Below are 19,437 nucleotides of genomic sequence, written 5' to 3' on the forward strand. Positions count from 1 at the left end.
ACGCTGGGCACCGCAACCCGTCTTAGCGCAGCGGCTAGCTTTTTTCCGTTTCGACATCTCCTCCGGGATTATCAAGGGCGAGCAGCCCTTGATTCGTGCCTCCCGCGCCTCGAAAGTAGCGGGTGCTTTTCTGGTTCTCTTTTGGCACGCAAAAGAGAACTTAGCCTTACTGCAAAATCGCTCTAAACCAGCGCCACTAGCGCGCAATTTCACCGCACACTTTCGAGCCAAAAATCTCACTGCGACGTGTATCTCGCATACTCCCCCAGCTTCTCAAAGCCGAGTCGGGTATAGAAATGCACCCGCTCGGGGCTGCACAGGAAGACGGGCATCCACCCCTCTGCCGAGAGGGCATTGGCCATCCCAACGATGAGCCGCCCGCCGATGCCGCGCCCCCGCAGGGTCTCGGCCGTCTCGCCGCAGGCCATATAGGCCTGCCCTTCCGCCAGCGCATAGGCTCCCACGGTGCAGACGATCTCCCCCTCCCGTTCCAGCGTCCAGACCCGGGCAAGACCCCGGCTGCGCTTGGAACACAGCTCAGAGTAAAAGTCATCCCGTTTGCCGGGGCGGTCGGGGAAGAGCATCTCCGCTGTCTTTCCGGCCGCAGGCTCGGTGTTCTTTTCGAGGCTCTGCCAGAGGGCGGCGTCTGCCTCGGGCAGAGGCAGCTGCCGCCCCGGCGGGAGGCCGAAGACTGAGAGGGTCTTGGCTCGCTTCCAGCCTGTGGGCGGCGGACACTCGGCCTCGTCCAGCACCACGGCCTCACAGCCGCAGAAGTTCAGGAATCCCGCCAGCTCGTCGGGGTTGGCGTGGCCCGCCAGCCATGCCGTGCTGCCGCCCACATCCAGCGCCAGCGTCGGCCCGGCGAAGAACCGGCCCGGCCGGCTTTTGCCGAAGAGTGAGAGCGCCAGCGGCATCGTGGCCCCAAGACAGAGCTTTTCCCGGCAGGCGTTGAAAAACCGCTGCCGCTGGCGGGGCGTTTTGACCTGTGCGATCACTTGAGGGCGTTGACGATCTTCTTGAACTCGCGGCCGCGCACCTCAAAGTTGGGGTAGAGGTCAAAGGAAGCGCTGGCCGGTGAGAGGATGATGATGTCGCCGGGCTTTGCGCAGGCGCGGGCCAGCTCCACGGCGTGCTGCATATTGTCGGCGTGCCGGATGGGCAGCTCAGCCTCGTTGAAGTTCGGGTCCTCGCGCACAGCCTTCTCGATGCGGGGGCCGGTGGCTCCCATCAGCACCAGATCCTTGACATGGGCGGTGATCTCCGGGGCCAGCGGCTCATAGGGGATATGCTTATCGTAGCCGCCTGCGATGAGGATGACCTTCTGGTCGAAGCTGCGCAGGCCGGCGATGGTGCGGGTGGGGCTTGTGCCGATGGAGTCATTGTAATAGGTGACGCCGTCCAGCACCCGCACCGGCTCGATGCGGTGCTCCACGCCGGTGAAGCTGCTGCCCACCAGCTGGATGGCCTCCACAGGCACCTCGCCCCAGACGGCTGCGGCAGCGGCCAGCAGGTTCTCGATGTTGTGCAGACCCCGCAGCTTCACGTCCTTCTGGGCGAGGAAGGGGGTCACGACGCCGTTCTCGGCCATGCAGAGCATCCCGTCGTCCCGCAGGAATGCGCCGTTGTCCGTCTCGTGCAGGCGGGTGAACCAGACCTGTGTGCCCTTGCAGTCCTTCTGCATCGAGCGGCTGATCTCGTTCTCATAGCCCAGCACCGCGCGGCAGGGCTGCTTCTGGTAGAGCAGGATGTTCCGCTTTGCGTCGATGTACTCCTGCATATCCTTGTGGTGGTCGAGGTGGTTGGGGGTCACGTTGGTGACCACCGCGATGTCGGGGCTTTGGTGCATACTGATGAGCTGGAAGCTGGACAGCTCCACCACCGCCACATCGTCGGGGCTGACCTCAGGCAGCATGGGCAGCAGGGCCGCGCCGATGTTGCCGCCCAGATGCACCCTGCGGCCTGCGGCCTCATAGAACTTGGAGATGAGGGTGGTGGTGGTGGTCTTGCCGTCCGAGCCGGTCACGGCCACGATCTCGCAGGGGCAGAACTGGAAGAACAGCTCCACCTCGCTCGTGACCATCGTACCCGCAGCCATCGCGTCCTGTAGCGGCTTCTCAAAATAGCCCACGAAGCCCGGGGTGCGCATGATGATGTCCTGCCCCTTGAAGCCGTCGAGATAGTTCTCACCGAGGCTCAGGCGGATGCCCAGCTCCTTGATGGTGGCGGCGTAGTCGCCGAACTCCTCCACGCTCTTTTTCTGGTCACAGAGCGTGACCTGCGCCCCCAGCTCCACGAACTCCCGGATGAGCGTCTTATGGCTGACGCCCGCGCCGATAAAGGCAACTTTCTTGCCCTTGATGAGGTTTGCAAGCTCCTGCTGTTCCTTCTGCATAAAAAAGGCCCTCCTCTATAAATATAAATATATTACGATCGTCCCCTGCCGCACGCCGCCGCAGGAGAAAATTCATTGCCGTCCTCCATTATAGACCATTTGTGCCCGCTTGGCAACGGAAAACCCCAAACCTTGGAACAAAATGTCCGCCCAAATCAACAAAATGTCGATTGTCTTTTCGTTTCGTTTCTGCTACACTTAGTATAACTCTGATTTTTGGCGCAGCATCAGCAGCATTGCGCCCCCTCGACCGCAGAGTCTCCCTGCGCCCGGCCGGGTGCAGGCCGATCTTTGAACCTGCTTTTTATGACAAACAGGGCCACCGGCCCGGAAGGATGCATTTCTTGAGACAGTTTCGCCTTATCGCAGCCCTGCTGGCTGCGTTTTTTGTCCTGAGCCTCACCGCCTGCGGCTCCGGCTCCAACAGCTTTACATGGTTCGTGGATTCTATCCCCGCGAACCTCGACCCACAGGTGGCATCCAGCGCCGCCGACGTCATCGCCTGCGAGAACCTCTACAGCGGCCTCGTCCGCCGCACGCCGGACGGCCAGCTGGCCCCCGAGCTGTGCGAACGGTGGGAGGTGTCCGCCGACCGGCGCACCTATACATTTTATTTGAAAGACGGTCTGACCTATACCGCCGCAAAGGGCAGCGCCACCGACTACGCCATCACCGCCGAGGACTTCGCCTTTGCGTTCCGGCGGATGTTCCTTCCCGGAACAAATTCTCCCTATGCCGTGGAGTTTTCTGCCCTCGAGAACAGCGCCGCCGTGCTGGCCGGGCAGATGCCCGCAAGTGCGCTGGGTGTCTCTGCCCCCGAGCCTCTGAAGCTGGTGTTCCGCCTCTCCACTCCCGACGAGACCTTCCTTTCCAAGCTGACGCTGCCCGGCGCGATGCCCTGTGACGAGGAGTTTTTCAACAGCACCCGGGGCACCTACGGCCTGACCAGCGCCTCCACCCTCTCCAGCGGCAGCTTCTACCTCTACAACTGGACGTCCGGCGGCCTCTTCCTTCGCCGGGCCGCCTCCGGGGAGCAGATCGACAGCCTGCGCCTTGTGGAAAACACCAACAACTCCGGCCAGTCCGCCGAGGAGCTTATCCGCAACGAGAAGTGCACCGCTGCCCTCGACGACAGCGGTACCCCCACCTCACTCCAGAGCGTGACCTACTCCGACACCACATGGTCGCTGCTCTTCAACTGCAATTCCATCTTCGCTTCCACCGAGCTGCGGCAGGCGCTGGCCAGCGCGGCGGTCTCGGCGGTGGAAGTACCAGACGGCGGGCTGTTCGCGGAGGCCAAGGGCCTCATCCCCGACGGCCTGACCGTGGACGGCATCGACTACCGGCAGGCGGCAGGCGATGTCCGCCCGGCCCTCGGCGACCCCCGCAGCCTCTACATCGCCGCCCGGGACGGCGGCGTCTCCCCCGCAGACTTTGGCCGCATCTCCCTGCTTCTGCCCTCCGGCAGCGGCCTCAGCGACGCCGCCGAGCAGATCAACAGCGCATGGCAGAAGGAATTTTCCCTCTTCTTCTCGGTAGAGGAGGTGGAGCCGGAGGAGTTCCAGAAGCGGCTCGAAAGCGGCGATTACACCATCGCGCTGGCCCCTGTACAGGCCGAGGGCGGCAGCGTCTACGCCGCACTGGCCCAGTTCTCCCCCGCCGGCGGCGGGCTGACCGGCTACAGCGACGCCCTCTACACCACCCAGCTCTCGGCCAGCGCCACAGCCACCGGCAGCACCCGCTGCTCTCTGCTGGCCGCCTGTGAGCGCCAGCTGCTTGAGCAGGCCGTGGCCGCTCCCCTCTTCACCCAGCAGAAGCGCCTGCTCCTCGCCAACGGCATCAAGGGGCTGGTCTTCGACCCCTTCGGCCCGGTGCTGGATGTGACCTACGCGACAAAGAGCTGACCGCTCTCAGCATACTATCCCGATAACACCAAAGACGCCCGGCGGGTGATACCGCCGGGCGTCTTTGGCATTGACAGAACAATGATGGGAAAATAATTGGGAAATGGGAAATTGGATTAGGGCTTGATGATTCATGCGGCCTTTGCCGGGGCAAAGACCAGAGCCTTCTTGCGGCGGTTCTGCATCGAACGGACCACGCAGCTCAACGTGAAGTTGATGATGAAGTAGATGACACAGGCCGCACCGAACAGCACCATGACGTCGGAGACGTTCACCGTGCCAAGGCCGTTGTAGGTGCCTGCGGCGCTCAGCAGCTGACGGATGCGGGCCATCAGCTCGATGGTGGCCACATTGGCCAGATAAGAAGAGTCCTTGATGGTGGTGATGACCTGACTGAGCAGGGTGGGCACGATGTTGCGGTAGGCCTGCGGCAGGACGATGTACAGCAGCACCTCAACGGTGTTGAAGCCCTGTGCATAACCGGCCTCGAACTGGCCCTTGGACACGCCATTCAGGCCGCCGCGGACGATCTCGGCGATGACGGAGGAGTTGAAGAGGATGAGGGCCAGAGCAGCCTTGAACAGCAGCTTCATCTCCACACTGGTCAGGCCGAACATCTTCCGGGCGAAGAAGTCCGGGCAGGGGCAGAACACGACGCAGATGAAGATCCAGAGCAGGTAGGGCGTGTTGCGGAACAGCTCGATATAAGCCGTGGCGAACCAGCCGAGGATGCGGGACGGGCCTTTCTTGCAGTAGGTGCGGGCCAGTGCCAGCAGAGAGCCGACGATGAGGCCCATGATGACACCCAGCACCGAGATGATGCAGGTGAAGGCCACACCCCGCAGCAGGTAGAGCATGACGCCCTGCTTCGTGAGGATGGAAAGGCTTGCAGCAAGCGTTTTCATATCAGGCAGCCTCCTTCAGCTCCACTTTCTTGTTGGCGGTCTTGAGGTTTGCGTTCACGCTGCCCTTGCGCTCCTTGAGGGAGGCTTCCCAGCGGGCTGCCAGCGTGGACAGCGGGAAGCAGACCACAAAGAAGATGAGACCGCAGACGATATAAGCGGGGGCGTATGCGCCGCCGGTGGAAGCACCGGTGACGAAGCTGTAGGTCACACTGATGAGGTCAGCGCCGCCCACGATGTAGAGGCAGGAGGTATTCTTGAAGAGGTTGACCACCTGATTGACCATCGGAGGGAGCATCACGGGGATGCTCTGGGGCAGGATAATGTAGCCCATCCGCTGTAGATAGTTGAAGCCCTGTGCCTGTGCGGCCTCGAACTGGCCCTTGGGGACCGACTCGATGGCGGCGCGGACGACCTCGCCCATGTAAGCGCCGGTGTAGACGCCCAGCGCGATGATGCCGGTGCGGATGACGCCGAGGCTCACGCCTGCAAAGGCCAGCGCATAATACAGGAAGCAAAGCTGCAGCAGCAGCGGGGTGTTCTGGATGAACTCGACATAGATGCGGGCGACGATGCGCAGCGGCTTATTGCCGCTGGTGGACATCAGACCCAGCGCAGCACCGATGATAAAGGCCAGCGCCAGTGCGCAGACAGCCGTCTGCAGCGTGTTGCCCAGACCCAGCAGAAAGCTCTCCCGATGTGTCCAGACGGTGGACCAGGAATCCAATGAAAACAAGCCAGACATGGCAAGCGCTCCTTTCCCTACACTCTCTTTGTTCTGGAAGATCCGGGTTTAGCCCAGACCGTTGTCTTTGATGAGCTGATCGATGGTGCCATCGGCCAGCCAGCCCTTGATGAGGTCGTCGCACACCGTGGAGAAGTCGCTGCCCTTCTTGGTAGCGACGCCGTACTCCTGCGGGCTGAACTCGGCGTCAATGTAGCTGCGGCCTTCGGTCTTGTAGATGGCGAGGATGGACTTATCGACGCAGAAGCCCTGCACCTCGCCTGCGCTCAGTGCGGTGCTGATGGCGGGATAGTCGTCGTACTGACGGAAGGAGATGCCGTCCTTCCAAGTGTCGGCGTTGAAGGTGTCGGCGTCGAAGTTTGCACCGTCCAGCACGCCCTCGTCGATCATGGCCTTGACCAGTGCACGGGCGGAGGTGGAGCCGGAGGAGACGCCCACGACCTTGTCCTTCAGGTCAGCCAGACCCTTGATGCCGGTGGAATCCTCCACCAGAACGGAGACGTAGTCGGTGTAGTAGGGGGTGGAGAAGTCCCAAGTCTTCTTGCGCTCTTCGGTAATGGTAAAGGTGGCCAGAACAGCGTCGATGTCGCCGGAGTCCAGCAGCTCGCCGCGGGTGGCGGCGGTAACGGTGGTGAACTCCACGTCCACACCGAGGTGCTCTGCGATCATCTCTGCAAGGCTGTCCTCGAGACCGGTATACTCACCGGTGAGGGTATCCTGAAAGCTGAAGCCCTGCACGGCATTCTTGACGCCGACCTTCAGGACGCCGCGGTCCACGATGGCCTGCGTGTCAGCGCCCAGCGCTGCGGCAGAGGCGGCCGTGCTGCCGGCGGCAGAAGATGCCGTAGAGGCTGCGGTGGAGCTTGCGGAGCCGCCGCAGGCGGTCAGGGCAGCTGCAGCGCCCACAAAACCAGTGACTTTCAGGAAATCACGACGCGAGATCTTTTTCATAATAAACCACTCCTCTTTGTTTTTTCGGCCCGAGCGGCTTTCCCTGTCCGCTCCGAAACGGCCTGTTATCAACAACGGCGTCTCACCACAACTTGTGAGTCCCTGCCGTGTCAACCTTTGTGATGTTCGTCCTCAGCGGACGATCTTGCTCAGGAACTGCCGGACGCGCTCGTTCTTGGGGTTGGTGAAGAAGTGCTCCGGCGTGCCCTCCTCCACGATCTGGCCGTCCGCCATAAAGACGATCCGGTCGGCGACATTCCGTGCGAAGCCCATCTCGTGGGTGACGACCACCATCGTGATGTTCTTCTCGTGTGCCAGCCGCACCATGACGTCCAGCACTTCCTGGATCGTCTCCGGGTCGAGGGCCGAGGTCGGCTCGTCGAACAGGATGATCTTGGTCTGTGCGCAGAGGGCACGGGCGATGGCGATGCGCTGCTGCTGGCCGCCCGACAGCTGGGTGGGGTAGACATCCGCCTTATCCCGGAGACCGACGACCTCAAGATAATGATATGCCAGCTCCTCTGCTTCCTCCTTGGTCTTGTGGTGGAGCTTCATGGGAGCCAGCGTCAGGTTCTTGAGCACCGTCATGTGGGGGTAGAGGTTGAACTGCTGGAAGACCATGCTCATATTGTCGCGGACGATCTTGGTCTTGTTCTTGTTGGTCAGCTCCTGACCGTCGATGTAGACGTGGCCGCTGGTCGGCTCTTCCAGAAAGTTCATGCAGCGGACGGTCGTGGATTTGCCGCTGCCGGACGGTCCGATAATGACCAGCTTTTCGCCCTCGGCCACCTCAAGATTCACATCCTTCAGGACGTGCAGGTCGCCGAAATACTTGTCAACGTGTTCGAGTTTGATCACTGTGATCCCCGCCTTTCCCTATCCTAGTTCTGTCGTCCGTGCTCTAGCGCCACGGACAGCGCATCCGGTGCGGCTTTCCCGGACCGCACACAAAAACGAAAAAACAAAAAAGGCGCAAAGTGAACACGTTCACTTAAGCGCCTTTGCTTTCGTTAGCTAAAGTATAGTCTTTTTCCGTTCAACTTTCAATCCATAAAGTGCAACAAAAATCTGAACGGTCTTATCTGCATTTTGGAAAGCTGCACAAACATCATACTTAAAATCCGTAAATCAGCGGACCATCAGCAGGAGCAGCGCCGACGCAACGGCCTGCAGGATGAGCCAGCGGGCCACCACCTGCTCGTCGCTCCAGCCCAGACGCTTGCGCACATGGTCGTGCAGCGGGGTGAGGGTGTTCCGGAGGATGCTGATGTGCAGGAAGCGCTTGAAGCTGATCTTCAGGATGCCGAGGCTGCCGTCCACGATGAACACCAGCGCCGCCAGCAGGAAGGCGAAGGGATGGCCGCTCTTGAGGGCGAGGATCGCGAGGAAGAAGCCCATCGCACGGCTGCCGGCGTCGCCCATCAGGAGGCTCGAGGGCTTGGCGTTGGACCACAGGTAGGCCAGCAGCGCACCGATGAAGACGATGGCTGCGGTAGAGTAGTCGCCCAGCTCCTCGCCGTAGGCCAGCGGGAAGGTGCCGATGCTCACCACCGCAAGGCTGGCGGACAGGCCATCCACGCCGTCGGTGCAGTTGACCACGTTGATGCTGGCCCAGATGAGGATGACGATGAGCAGCAGGTAGAGCGGGTACGGGATGGCGAAGGTCATGCTCAGGAAGTGCACCGCCGTGCTGTTGAAGTTCAGGTAGGTGACGCCCGCCACCACTGCGATGACAAAGTCGATGAGTCCCTTTTTGTACTCGTTCCACGCCGTCTCGGAGGCGTCATCGAAGTAGCCTGAGAGCATGGAGGCGATGAGCAGGACAGTATAAATAAGGTATTCTACCTTAAAGGGCACCACCGCCAGCGTCACCAGCGCGATGCAGAGCACAAAGATGAGTCCCGAGCCCCGGGCCTTGCCCTTGGAAAGCTCGCCGTTGACCGCGAAGGCACGGCCATGGTCGTGGGGGAGCTTGTCGTGGAAGACCGAGTCCATCAGGGCGGTCAGGGCAAACGCCAGCAGGAACGCCAGCGCGTCCACGGTCTGCTGGCCGGTGGCTGAAATAAGCTGCAGCATATTTTAAACCTCTTTCAATGATATTCTTCTTACTCCGAGAGTGTATCACGCCGGGGCCAAAAAATCAATCACCCGGTCATAAAAGCTGTAACCCTCTTTTGCCGATGCCAGGACCTTCGCCCTTTAAAACTGTACTTCCGGTACAGACGCCCCCATTCGTCACCTGCGGTGACTGCATCCCCCGGCCGGGGGATGTTATAATGCGGAATCAATTTCATCACGGAAGCTGCTGGTTTGACAAATTTCAGCCTCTTACTTATAATAGGAGAGCAAATTCAACCATAACGAAACAGGAGACGACATGACACTTTCTTTGGAGCAGATCTCCGCCCGGATGCGGCAGGGCGAAGACATTCCGCTGTCCGATACTGCCCGCATCGCCCTGACCCTGAGCATTCCCTCCATTCTGCAGCAGCTGGTGGTCACAGCGATGGAGTACATCGACGCCGCGATGGTGGGCCACATCGGCGCAGAGGCCACCGCCGCCATCGGCATCGTCAGCTCGAGCACATGGCTGCTCCATGGCATCCTCGTGGGGCTGTACACAGCATTTTCCATCCAGATCGCCCAGTACCTCGGGGCCGACCGCCAGCAGGACGCCCGGGGCGTGCTGCGGCAGGCCATGCTTTTCAACCTGATGCTGGGCCTCGGCGCTGCGGTCTTCGGCGTCGGCATCAGCCGCTTTCTGCCTGGGTGGCTGGGGGCAGACGTCTCCCTTCAGGCCAACGCCAGCGCCTACTTCGCCATCTGGTCAGCGGCTCTCCCCTTCACCATGGCGATGGGGATGTATAACGCCATGCTCCGGGCCACCGGCGACGCCCTGACCCCCGGCCTCATCAGCGTGCTGGTCTGCGCGCTGGATGTGGTCTTCAACTTCTTTCTCATCAACCCCACCCGGCAGCTGGTGCTGTTCGGTCAGAGCGTCACCGTCTGGGGCGCAGGCCTCGCCGTGCCGGGCGCAGCGCTGGGCACGGCCCTCTCCACCGTCGTGGGCGGTCTGCTGGCACTGGGCGTCCTGCTGCTGCGGGACGGCCCGCTCTGCATCCGTAAGCCCGGCAGCTGGCGCATCACCTCCGCCTGTCTGCGCAACCTCTGGCGGGTGGGCGCACCGCTGGCCGCAGAGCGCGCAGCCCTCTCCTCGGCGCAGGTGCTCCTTGTCCGGATCGTCTCGGGCCTCGGCACGGTAGCCATCGCCGCCAACAGCCTCGGCGTCAGCGCCGAGGGCCTCTGCTACATGGCGGGCTACGGCATTCAGGACGCCTCCATCGCCCTCATCGGGCAAGCTGTCGGTGCCCACCGCCGGGACATGGCCAAGCGGTTCGCATGGCTCTGCACGGCGATGGGCATAGCCATCATGGCCCTGTCGGGCGTAGGTCTCTGGCTCTTCGCCCCGGCCCTCATGGGCATCTTCACGGCGGACGCCGCCGTCATCGCGCTGGGTGCGCGAGTGCTGCGCATCGAGGCCTTTGCCGAGCCGATGTTCGGTGCCAGCATCGTCGCCAGCGGCGCGATGCAGGGCGCAGGCGACAGCACCGCCTGCTTTTTGCTGAATCTCCTCAGTATGTGGGGCATCCGGCTCACCCTCGCCTTCCTGCTGGCCCCTCGGCTGGGCCTCGTGGGCGTCTGGGCCGCCATGTGTCTCGAGCTTTGCATCCGGGGCGTGCTCTTCCTCCTCCGGCTTGCAAGGGGAAAGTGGCTCGACAAGGGCGCTTTGCAATAAAAAACAACCTCTCCGTCATCGCTTTGCGATGCCGCCTCTCCTCGGTAGGAGAAGCGGCAAAGCCGAAGGCTTTGACTGAGAGGTTTTTCTTTCTTACTTAATTACTTGCGGCCATGCAGGATGGGCGACAGCGGCTTATAGATGACCATGCAGAGCACGGCATCCAGCAGGCCCTTGACCAGCGTGAAGGGCAGGTTGAAGATGACGAGGCACTTAATGAGGCTGTCCGCCGAGGGCAGGATGGCCTGATACATCCCGAGGATGGCTTCCAGCGGCATATGGTAGAACTCCACATAGGCCGGGTAGGTGATGAAGTAGTTGGAGGGTACACTGAAGACGGCCATTGCGGCGGCACCCGCCAGCGCACCGAGGATGGCGGTCTTGCGGCTCTTGTGACGCTTGTAGATGAAGCCCGCCACAGCGGAGAAGACAGCGCCCAGCATAAAGTTGCACAGCTCGCCCACGCAGGCGGTGGAGGTGCCCTTGATGACGATGTGGAGCAGGTTCTTCATGAAGCTGATGACCACGCCGTACACCGGGCCGAGGGCGAAGGCACCCAGCAGGGCGGGCAGGTCGGAGAAGTCCATCTTGACGAAGGACGGGATGAGCATCGGGATGGGGAACTCGATGAACATCAGGATGAAGGCCACGGCGCTGAGCATAGCGGCGACGGTCAGGTTGTGGGTCGTATCTTTTCTCATAATTTTCCTCCCGGGGCAGCTGCCCCACTCAATAAAGACTGGAAAGCCCTTTTCGCACGCGCCGGAACCGGGAAGACAAATGAAAACACGCCCTGCCATAGCCTAACACTATAACAGGGCGCGCACAAACAAACCGATTTGTCTGCCGTTTCTTGCATCCGGACTATACCGTTGGCCCCGGAGTCTCACCGGGTCAGCACTCTTTGGGAGTGGTCGCGGGCTGTACCGCCAGTGGGGAATCACACCCCGCCCTGAAACGAACTTTCTGGGCAGAGTATAACGCGCTCTCCCTTTCTTGTCAAGCCCCTTTGTTCAACTTTTTAACAACCCGCCCCGGATTTGCGCCGGAGGCCGGAGTATGCTATACTGATTCCATCATCATTCGTCCGGAAGGAATTTGTTTTTATGATCTTTACCATCCATGATTTAGGCTTTTCGTTCGCCGGGCTGCTGCTGGAAGGCTGGTTCGCCTTTGCAGCCCGGTGCGTCTGTGCGCTGGCTCTGCTGTTCGTCGGCTGGGTCTGCTGCCGCTGGCTCCGGAAAAAGCTCTTCCCCCGCCTGTTGCAGCGCAGCTGGCACTTCGCCTTTACCCATCCCCTGCTGGAGAGCTTCGCCAGCCCCGCCGCCCGCATCGCGTGGTATACCGGCATCTATCTGGCCCTGCGCAGCCTGCCATGGGCCATTCCCGGCTTCCCGGCCCTCCTGCTGAAGGTCTACCGGATGCTGCTGGTCTTCCTCATCGGCACCGGCTTCTACCACGCCTCCGGCATCGCGGCCCTCCTGCTGGCCTCGTCCAGCGAGGAAGTCCGCACCAACCGCACCCTCCTCACCCTGCTGGATAAGGCCTACAAGATCGTTGTCGTCCTGCTCTGCGGCGCGACCATCGCGCAGGAGAGCGGCCTGCCTGTGGGCAGCATCGTGGCCAGTGCGGGTCTTGTCGGCCTGACCATCTCGCTGGCCGCACAGGACATGGCCAAGAACTTCTTCAGCGGCGTGGTCATCCTGCTGGACAAGCCCTTCTCCATCGGCGACTGGATCTCCGTCGGCGAGGTGGAGGGAGAAGTGGTGGACATCAACTTCCGTTCCACCAAGGTACGGGCCTTGGACAACTCGGTCTACATCCTCACCAACAGCACCGTCAGCAGCGCCACCATCAACAACGCCACCCTCCGCAACAAGCGGCTCTACCGCTTTACGCTGGGCGTCACCTACGACACCACCCGCCCCCAGCTGGAAAAGCTGATGGCTGACCTGACCGCCATGCTGAAAGCCAGCCCCGACACCTACGAGGACACCGCCTTTGTCCGGATGACCGGCTTCGGCGATTCCAGCATCAACCTGATGGTCTCCGCCTATCTTCGCACCGCCGACTACGGCGTCTTCCTGCGGATGCAGAACGACCTGAACCTGAACATCATGGACGTGATGAAGGCCGACGGTGTGGAATTTGCCTTTCCCTCCACGACGGTCTATCTCGAAAAAGAGAGCTGAACCTAAAAAATCCGATGCAGATGCATCGGATTTTTTGTTACAGCGCGATGTCCAGCGCCATCATGAGGGCAAAGCCCAGCACCACGCTGATGACGCCCGCCGGTTCGTCCTGCCCCACGGCCTCGGGGATCATCTCCTGCGCCGTCACGCAGACCATGCACCCGGCGGCGGCGCTCATCAGCCACGGCAGGGCGGCGCTCACCCAGCCCGCAAGGGCCAGCGCCAGCAGCGCCCCCAGCGGCTCCACGAGACCCGACGCAGCCCCGGCGCAGAAGGCTTTCCGCCTCCCCTGCCCGGCCTGTGCCAGCGGCAGGCTCACCGCCGCGCCCTCCGGGATGTTCTGCAGGCCGATGCCCAGCGCAAGGGCCAGTGCCCCGCTGACGGCCTCCGGCTCGCCCCGCAGCGCCAGCGCCGCCGCAAGGCCCACCACCATCCCCTCCGGCAGGTTGTGGAGGGTCACAGCCAGCACGACCCGGCCCATCCGGCCATGCTCCCTCCCGCCGCCGTGCATCAGCCGCCCGGCGGCTTCTTCCAGTCGCAGCAAGCCCACAGCGCCCAGCACAAGCCCCGCTGCCGGGGCCAGCCAGACCGGCAGCGGCCCGGCCTCTGCCCGCTCGATGGCGGGCAGGAGCAGGCTCCACACACTGGCGGCCAGCATGATGCCCGCCGCCATGCCGCAGAGCATCCGCCGGGTGCGCGGCTCGTCGGCCCGCCGCACCAGAAAGACCCCCGCCGCACCCAGCGCGGTGCAGAGCGCAGGCAGCAGCAGGACGACCGCCGAAAACAGATAGACGTTCACATTGCATTCCCCCTTCCCACCGATGTATGCGGCAGAAAGAGAGAGTGTGAATGCAGAAAGCGGAGGCCTCCCTGTCCGGGAAGTCTCCGCTTTTTTCTGCACAGCGTTCCTTATTCCGACAGCTCGTGCAGCGTCTCCGTGCACGGCAGTCCTTCCAAAGCATTCTTCAGCTGCGGTAGCAGCGGTCCTGACCCACGAGCCAGTCCTCGCACAGCCGCTCGGCCTCTTCCCGGCTGCGGCTGACGCAGTGGAACAGCCGTCCCTTCAGCGAGCAGTAAGAATAGCGGATCTTCGACACTCCATTTGCATCCCGGAACGACTCCCATCGTTCCTGTCCCGGCATCAAACAGCTTTGCTCCATGATTTTTCGCTCTTCCTTTCCGGCCGCTCTGGGCAGCACAACGTGTTCATTTTATCACGTTTTGGCCGGGGAGGCTATTCGCTCTTTCCACAAAAAGCGCCTTGCTTTTTAAGGGAGAATGTGTATTGACAGCGGGCGATTCAACAGCGTTTCTTTTTCTTCCAGACAAAATACCCCGTGTATACCACAAACACCGCCAGTCCGGCCAGCGAGACCTTGCTGGCCAGCGAGAATCCGTCGGCCTGATAGACGAAATCGATGGTGTTCTCCCCCGCCGGGGCCAGAACCGCCATCAGCCCCTCATCCACCCGGAGGATGTCGGCCTCCTGACCGTTGACGTAGGCCGTGAAGCCGTCGTCGTAGGGGACGGAGAAGAAGACGAGGTCCTCCTTTCCGAGGTCGATCTCCGCATGGAAGCCGGAGTTGGTCATCTGGAACACCCTGCACGCCGAGGCCCGACGGTCGGCACAGTCGGAGACATAGGTGTCATACCACAGGTCGTTCCGCTTCTCCTCGGGCAGCTTTTTGAGATACTTACCATAGACTGCGGCATCCTCCTCGCTGAGCACCAGCGCACGCATCAGAAGGTTCGAACGGGTGTTCTTCACTGCGGCTTCGTACTCCTCTTCGGTGATGTAGTAGTCGTAGGTGAAGCCCATGGGGACGTAGTTTTCGTTCTCGTAGAGCATGAAGCCGTCCCGGGTGTCGTAGTAGTCCCACCCTTCATCGGCAGCGGCGAGAAAATCTTCCTGCTTTTCGGGGGTAGTGATGAGGTACTTCACGCTCAGCAGGCCCCGCAGGGCATAGTTCGAGATCTCCGGCTCACTGCGGACATCCCGCTTGACGCCCAGCGCCGGGTAGAAGCTGAGGATGCTGGGCGCGGCCGTACTGCCGAAGTATTGCAGGCAGCTCTTGTCGAGCCAGAGGCCGAGATTGTCGTGGGTCTCATAAGTGTCCACACGCCAGTCGCCCTCCGGCAGGTCGTCTTTAAGCTGGAGGGCCGAGGTGTACTGCTCCACAAGGTCGCTGTCCGTGTGCCACTGGCCGAACTTGCCGATGCCGATGTGCACCATGCTGAACAGGCAGGCAAAGGCCAGCACCACCGCCGTCATCCGGCGGGCAAAGGCCCGGCTGCCCCGCCAGCGGCGGCAGATGAAGTGGTAGAGCACCAGTCCCCCCAGACCAAAGCCCAGAACGACGAAATACTGGCCGGGATTCTGCAGAACGCCCAGCGACCACTCTTTGGTGCTGCTGTCCTGCACCGGCACCACGGCAAACGCCAGCGTCGCCAGCATCAGCCAGCCGATGCCCCGCGCCGGAGCGTCCAGCTCGTCGGCGGTGATGTCGGGACTTTCCAGCCCGCAGGCCGTCATGGCGCAGAGGATGAGCACCGGCATATAGTACCAGCGGGCGTAGTAGCTGGAATTGAGGGCATAGAAGGCGCTGTTGAGCACCGGCACCAGCGCAAAGACGGCACAGACGGCAACGATGCGCTTTTTGCTGTCACCCTGCCGTGCCCGCCAGTAGGCCATCGCGCCTGCCAGACTGCACAGGGGCAGGTAGGCGGACATACTCGTCCATTTGATGATGCCCTCCGACCAGATAGAGGTGATATAGGGCGAGTCGGGCGGCAGGATCCAGCTCAGCAGAATGGCCAGATACTGCTGCACCTTCGAGTAGGTCAGGAAGCCCCATCCCGACGAGAGATCGATGGTTCGCGGGTTCTGCAGCAGACTCAGCACGGCAGGCCAGAGCAGGACGAAGCCCAGCGCTGCACCCAGCAGGCTCTCAAACGCCAGCCGGGCAAAGAGCCGGAGATTCATCGGGAAATCTCTGGTGGTCAGCTTACAGATAAAGTAGATGACAAGGAAGATGACCTGCCCGATGAAGAAGAAATAGTTGTTGAGCAGGTTGACCCCCACCCAGAACGCGAAAAGCCCATAGTGCTTTTCCTGCTCGTAGAGCGTCTCATCCAGCGCCCAGAGCATCCACGGGAAGAGGGCCACCACATCCACAAAGTGGTTAAAAAAGACATTGTAGACGCTGAAGCCCGAGAATGCATACAGGCAGGCGCCCAGCATCGCATAGTCGGTGCGGCGGACGTAGCGGCAGAGGTAGCGGTATGAGCCGCCGCCCGCCACCGCGAACTTGAGGATGAGCAGGGGCACCATGAGGTAGGGCAGCCAGTTCTGGGGGAAGATGAGCGACAGCCAGAAGAAGGGCGAGCCGTACAGATAGAAGGAGTAGGCGTTCATCGCACCGCTGCCGAGGTCGGTGGCCCACGAGAAGGTGTTCCGGGCCGCACCGGCCATGCCGTCGGGGTAGCCTCCCCCCTTGATGAAGCCGTTCATGTAACGGTAAAAGCTGATCTGCTGGCTGTTGAAATCGCCGGCGTAGTGGAAAAAGCCGCCATCTATGAGATAGAACGGCAGGAAGAACACCGCCGCCGTCAGCGCACAGAGCAGCATCGTGCGGAGCATCTGATCCCGCCGCCCCGGCATATTGAGAAGCCGGGCGCTCCCGGCCTGATGATTCAGATCGTCCATCGTATCCTCTTTCCCCGCCCGGAGGGGCGGCGCAGGCCCGGAGCCTGCATCGTTTTCGCATTCAGTATAGCACGCGGCTGTGTGGAAAAAAAGAATTTTCACATTTTGCTTGACATTCGCCCGCCGGGCAGGTATAACCCTCTCAAAGACACTTCAAGGAGGCCGCCATGAAGCTATATCCCTTCAGCGCCCTTTTGGCGCGGATGAAATACATCACCCGGTGGAGTCTGATGCACTCCACCCGCCCGGAATCCCTCAGCGAGCACACCTGTGACACCGCCCTGATGGCGCACATCCTCTGCCTCATCGCGCGGCGGTACACCGGCACTCCCTGCCGCCCCAAGACGGTGGCGGTGGCGGCGCTCTACCACGACGCACCTGAGATCATCACCGGCGATATGCCCACGCCGGTGAAGTACAGCAGCCCCGGCCTGCGGGACGCCTACAAGGCGCTGGAAGCCGAGAGCGTGGCTTCCATGACCCGCCTGCTGCCGCCGGAGCTGGCCGAGGAGGTCAGTCCTTTCATCTCCGGCAGCCTGCTGACCGCCGAGGAAAAGCGTCTGCTGAAAGCCGCCGACCGGCTCTCGGCCCTCGTCAAGTGCATGGAGGAACAGCGCAGCGGCAACCATGAGTTCGACGCCGCGCTCCGTCAGCAGCAGGAGGCGCTGGAAGGGATGCATTGCCCCGAGGCCGACTGGTTCATGGCCCACTGTCTGCCCTGCTTCACCCAGAACCTCGACGAGCTGACCCGCAGCGAATAGGCATTACGGGAAGGGGACTTCCCGCACATCGTCCGGATCCTGCCCGGCTTTGCGCTGCTCTTCGAATACTGCCGCGATCAGCTCGTCCAGATCTTCCAGACGGGACAGGGTGCAGCAGCAGCGGCGGAGGGCGGCAGCGCCCTTGAGGCCCTTCATATAGTGCATGGTCTGGGCGCGGGCCTGCGGCATGGCCGTATACTCGCCCTTCTGCTCCACCATCTCCTCCACCTGACGGCGGAGAGCATTCATCCGGGCCTGCAGATTCGGCTCCTTGGGGGCGGGCAGACCCTCGATGGCGGCATTCACCCGCTCAAAGAGCCACGGGTCGCCCAGCGCTCCCCGGGCGATCATGACACCGTCGCAGCCGGTGCGGGACATCATCTCCACGGCATCCTCTGCCGTGTGGATGTCGCCGTTGCCCAGCACGGGCACCTTCACTGCCGCCTTGACCTTGGCGATGATGTCCGGGTCGATGCCCGGGGTGTACATCTGCTCCCGGGTGCGGGCATGGACTGCGATGAGCTGTGCTCCTGCCTGTTCGCAGGCTTTCGCGCACTCCACTGCCGTGATATGGTCGGCGTCCCAGCCTTTCCGCATCTTGACCGTCACCGGACGGGAGGTGTGGGCCTTGACCTGCTCGACGATGCGGCCGCAGAGGTCAGGGTCCAGCATCAGCTTGCTGCCCGCGCCGCCCGAGACGATCTTGGGGGCCGGACAGCCCATATTGATGTCCAGAAAGTCGAAGGAGTATGCTTCGATGGCCGCTGCGGCCTCGCCCATGATCTCCGGCACCTCGCCAAAGATCTGCACGCCATAGGGTGCACCGTTGGGTTCAGCCTTGAGCAGGCTGACCGTCTTGTGGTCGTGGTAGACCAGCGCCCGGCTGGACACCATCTCGCTGACCGTAAAGCCTGCGCCGTGCTGGGCCATCAGCCGACGGCAGGGCGCGTCCGTGAAGCCCGCCATCGGGCCGAATACTGCCCGGTGGGGCAGGGTGATATTTCCGATCTTCAAAGGTTCCATCTTATCCCTCGTTTTGCTTGACAAGCGCTTGCAAAAGCTCTATACTATAAATAAGAAAGGCACTGTCTGCGAATGGTCAGCGTCCTTCCAGCATTAAGTCAAAAGAAATGACCGCTGGCTGTGGGAGCTTGGGCGGTCATTTCTTTTTGCCGTTAAAAATAGTCCAGCTGATTTGAAACGTGATGTAGATCGCCCCGCCAAGAAGCGAGAGCAATAATACGACCTGTTCAAATGTCATGGAGCATCCCCCTTTCGCCTATGCGTCAGGGGACAGCAGAAAGCTCACCTCCCCGGCGCAGGGCCGGAGGGACGTGACCACCTACATTGCAGACAGTACCAGTGCTGCCTATGCAGCATCTATAGAATATCATATTTTCTGCCCGAATACAACACCCCGTCCGCTCCAGGCCGGGGTGTTCGTCTTGTCTATCCCGCCTTCTCCTGCTATACTGAGAACCAAAGGAGCGGCGGGCAGGCCCCGCCGGACAAAGGCTTATGGAGTATCGGATCTGGAACCAAAAAGACGGCACCGGACGAAGCATCTCCACCTCCCTGCTGGGATATGGATGTATGCGCTTTCCCACCCTGCCGGACGGCAGCATCGACGAGGTGCGGGCCGAAAAGCTGCTGAACACAGCCCGGGAGGCGGGCGTCAACTATTTTGACACCGCCTTTCCCTACCACGGCGGCGCAAGTGAGCCTTTCGTGGGCCGCATCATCGCAAAGTGGCCCCGGGAGAGCTTCTACCTCGCCACCAAGCTGCCTGTCTGGAACTGTAAGACCCTCGACGAGGCCAAGGCCATCTTCGAGCAGCAATTCCAGCGGCTGGGCGTGGACTACATCGACTTCTACCTGCTGCACTCCCTGCACAAGGCCCGCTATGACGCGGCCAAGGAGATGGGCATCGTGGATTGGCTCTGGGAGCAGAAAGCCGCCGGGCGCATCCGCAGCTTCGGCTGCTCCTGCCACGACAACGCAGCAGGCTTCGATCACATCCTGCGGGACCAGCCATGGGACTTCTGCCAGCTGCAATACAACTATCTTGACACCGACGACCGGGCTGAA

Annotated in this window: 17 protein-coding genes and 1 riboswitch; of the genes, 5 read left to right on the forward strand and 12 right to left on the reverse strand. The window is 61.7% G+C overall.

The features are described from left to right. Positions 1-236: 236 nt before the first annotated feature. Both ACT8X9_RS08630 and murD read right to left on the reverse strand, forming a co-directional pair. Positions 237-995: a GNAT family N-acetyltransferase gene (locus ACT8X9_RS08630; protein ID WP_444268727.1), complete on the reverse strand. Its 759-nt coding sequence runs from the start codon at positions 993-995 to the stop codon at positions 237-239. Next, positions 992-2,392 (reverse strand): UDP-N-acetylmuramoyl-L-alanine--D-glutamate ligase, encoded by a 1,401-nt coding sequence (gene murD / locus ACT8X9_RS08635; RefSeq protein WP_249234333.1) that lies wholly within the window; start codon positions 2,390-2,392, stop codon positions 992-994. Before murD ends, ACT8X9_RS08630 begins: the two co-directional genes overlap by 4 nt. Positions 2,393-2,727: 335 nt before the next feature. Between murD and ACT8X9_RS08640 the strand changes: the two genes are divergently transcribed. Beyond that, a complete protein-coding gene (locus ACT8X9_RS08640) occupies positions 2,728-4,296 on the forward strand; it encodes an ABC transporter substrate-binding protein (RefSeq protein WP_444268728.1) in 1,569 nt (522 codons plus the stop codon). A gap of 131 nt (positions 4,297-4,427) precedes the next feature. On the opposite strand, the gene ACT8X9_RS08645 is transcribed toward ACT8X9_RS08640, so the two are convergent. The 5 genes from ACT8X9_RS08645 to ACT8X9_RS08665 all read right to left on the reverse strand — a co-directional run bounded on the left by ACT8X9_RS08645 (position 4,428) and on the right by ACT8X9_RS08665 (position 8,970). Then, the gene (locus tag ACT8X9_RS08645) at positions 4,428-5,201 is read right to left on the reverse strand and encodes an amino acid ABC transporter permease (RefSeq protein ID WP_444268729.1); all 774 of its coding nucleotides are present in this window, start codon (positions 5,199-5,201) and stop codon (positions 4,428-4,430) included. Position 5,202: 1 nt separating this feature from the next. Then, on the reverse strand, positions 5,203-5,943 hold the full coding sequence (locus ACT8X9_RS08650; RefSeq protein ID WP_444268730.1) for an amino acid ABC transporter permease: 741 nt from the start codon (positions 5,941-5,943) through the stop codon (positions 5,203-5,205). A 48-nt stretch (positions 5,944-5,991) separates the two neighbouring features. Next, positions 5,992-6,894, reverse strand: coding sequence for a transporter substrate-binding domain-containing protein (locus ACT8X9_RS08655; RefSeq protein WP_227620402.1), 903 nt, complete (start codon positions 6,892-6,894; stop codon positions 5,992-5,994). A gap of 132 nt (positions 6,895-7,026) precedes the next feature. Further along, the gene (locus ACT8X9_RS08660) at positions 7,027-7,752 is read right to left on the reverse strand and encodes an amino acid ABC transporter ATP-binding protein (protein WP_227620401.1); all 726 of its coding nucleotides are present in this window, start codon (positions 7,750-7,752) and stop codon (positions 7,027-7,029) included. Between the two features lie 270 nt (positions 7,753-8,022). Continuing rightward, positions 8,023-8,970 carry a phospho-N-acetylmuramoyl-pentapeptide-transferase gene (locus tag ACT8X9_RS08665; protein WP_444268731.1) on the reverse strand — a complete coding sequence of 316 codons (948 nt, stop codon included), beginning with the start codon at positions 8,968-8,970 and terminating at the stop codon, positions 8,023-8,025. Positions 8,971-9,271: 301 nt separating this feature from the next. Here ACT8X9_RS08665 and ACT8X9_RS08670 point away from each other — a divergent pair, with 301 nt between their 5' ends. Continuing rightward, a complete protein-coding gene (locus ACT8X9_RS08670) occupies positions 9,272-10,690 on the forward strand; it encodes an MATE family efflux transporter (protein ID WP_444268732.1) in 1,419 nt (472 codons plus the stop codon). Positions 10,691-10,791: 101 nt separating this feature from the next. On the opposite strand, the gene ACT8X9_RS08675 is transcribed toward ACT8X9_RS08670, so the two are convergent. Beyond that, positions 10,792-11,391, reverse strand: coding sequence for an ECF transporter S component (locus ACT8X9_RS08675; RefSeq protein ID WP_227620398.1), 600 nt, complete (start codon positions 11,389-11,391; stop codon positions 10,792-10,794). A gap of 142 nt (positions 11,392-11,533) precedes the next feature. Beyond that, positions 11,534-11,654: riboswitch (FMN riboswitch) on the reverse strand. Between the two features lie 142 nt (positions 11,655-11,796). On the opposite strand from ACT8X9_RS08675, the gene ACT8X9_RS08680 reads away from it, so the two are divergent. Next, complete coding sequence (locus tag ACT8X9_RS08680; RefSeq protein WP_444268733.1) at positions 11,797-12,882, forward strand: mechanosensitive ion channel family protein; 1,086 nt, start codon at positions 11,797-11,799, stop codon at positions 12,880-12,882. 37 nt (positions 12,883-12,919) lie between these two features. Here ACT8X9_RS08680 and ACT8X9_RS08685 read toward each other — a convergent pair whose 3' ends face one another. The 3 genes from ACT8X9_RS08685 to ACT8X9_RS08695 form a co-directional block, all read right to left on the reverse strand. Beyond that, positions 12,920-13,555: a ZIP family metal transporter gene (locus ACT8X9_RS08685; protein WP_249234656.1), complete on the reverse strand. Its 636-nt coding sequence runs from the start codon at positions 13,553-13,555 to the stop codon at positions 12,920-12,922. 292 nt (positions 13,556-13,847) lie between these two features. Continuing rightward, positions 13,848-14,042 (reverse strand): DUF3873 family protein, encoded by a 195-nt coding sequence (locus ACT8X9_RS08690; protein ID WP_227620395.1) that lies wholly within the window; start codon positions 14,040-14,042, stop codon positions 13,848-13,850. Positions 14,043-14,182: 140 nt separating this feature from the next. After that, positions 14,183-16,588, reverse strand: coding sequence for a YfhO family protein (locus ACT8X9_RS08695; protein WP_444268734.1), 2,406 nt, complete (start codon positions 16,586-16,588; stop codon positions 14,183-14,185). A gap of 167 nt (positions 16,589-16,755) precedes the next feature. On the opposite strand from ACT8X9_RS08695, the gene yfbR reads away from it, so the two are divergent. Beyond that, entirely contained in the window at positions 16,756-17,349 is a 594-nt protein-coding gene (gene yfbR, locus ACT8X9_RS08700; protein WP_227620393.1) for a 5'-deoxynucleotidase, read from the forward strand. A gap of 3 nt (positions 17,350-17,352) precedes the next feature. Here the strand turns inward: yfbR and dusB are convergent, their stop codons facing one another. Beyond that, entirely contained in the window at positions 17,353-18,372 is a 1,020-nt protein-coding gene (gene dusB / locus ACT8X9_RS08705) for a tRNA dihydrouridine synthase DusB (protein WP_249234326.1), read from the reverse strand. A gap of 495 nt (positions 18,373-18,867) precedes the next feature. Here dusB and ACT8X9_RS08710 point away from each other — a divergent pair. After that, positions 18,868-19,437, forward strand: a 570-nt coding sequence (locus tag ACT8X9_RS08710; protein WP_444268735.1) for an aldo/keto reductase, incomplete at its 3' end; no start/stop codon positions are given.

The sequence above is a fragment of the Faecalibacterium sp. genome, assembly GCF_052358865.1.
GTDB classification, from domain to species: domain Bacteria; phylum Bacillota; class Clostridia; order Oscillospirales; family Ruminococcaceae; genus Faecalibacterium; species Faecalibacterium butyricigenerans.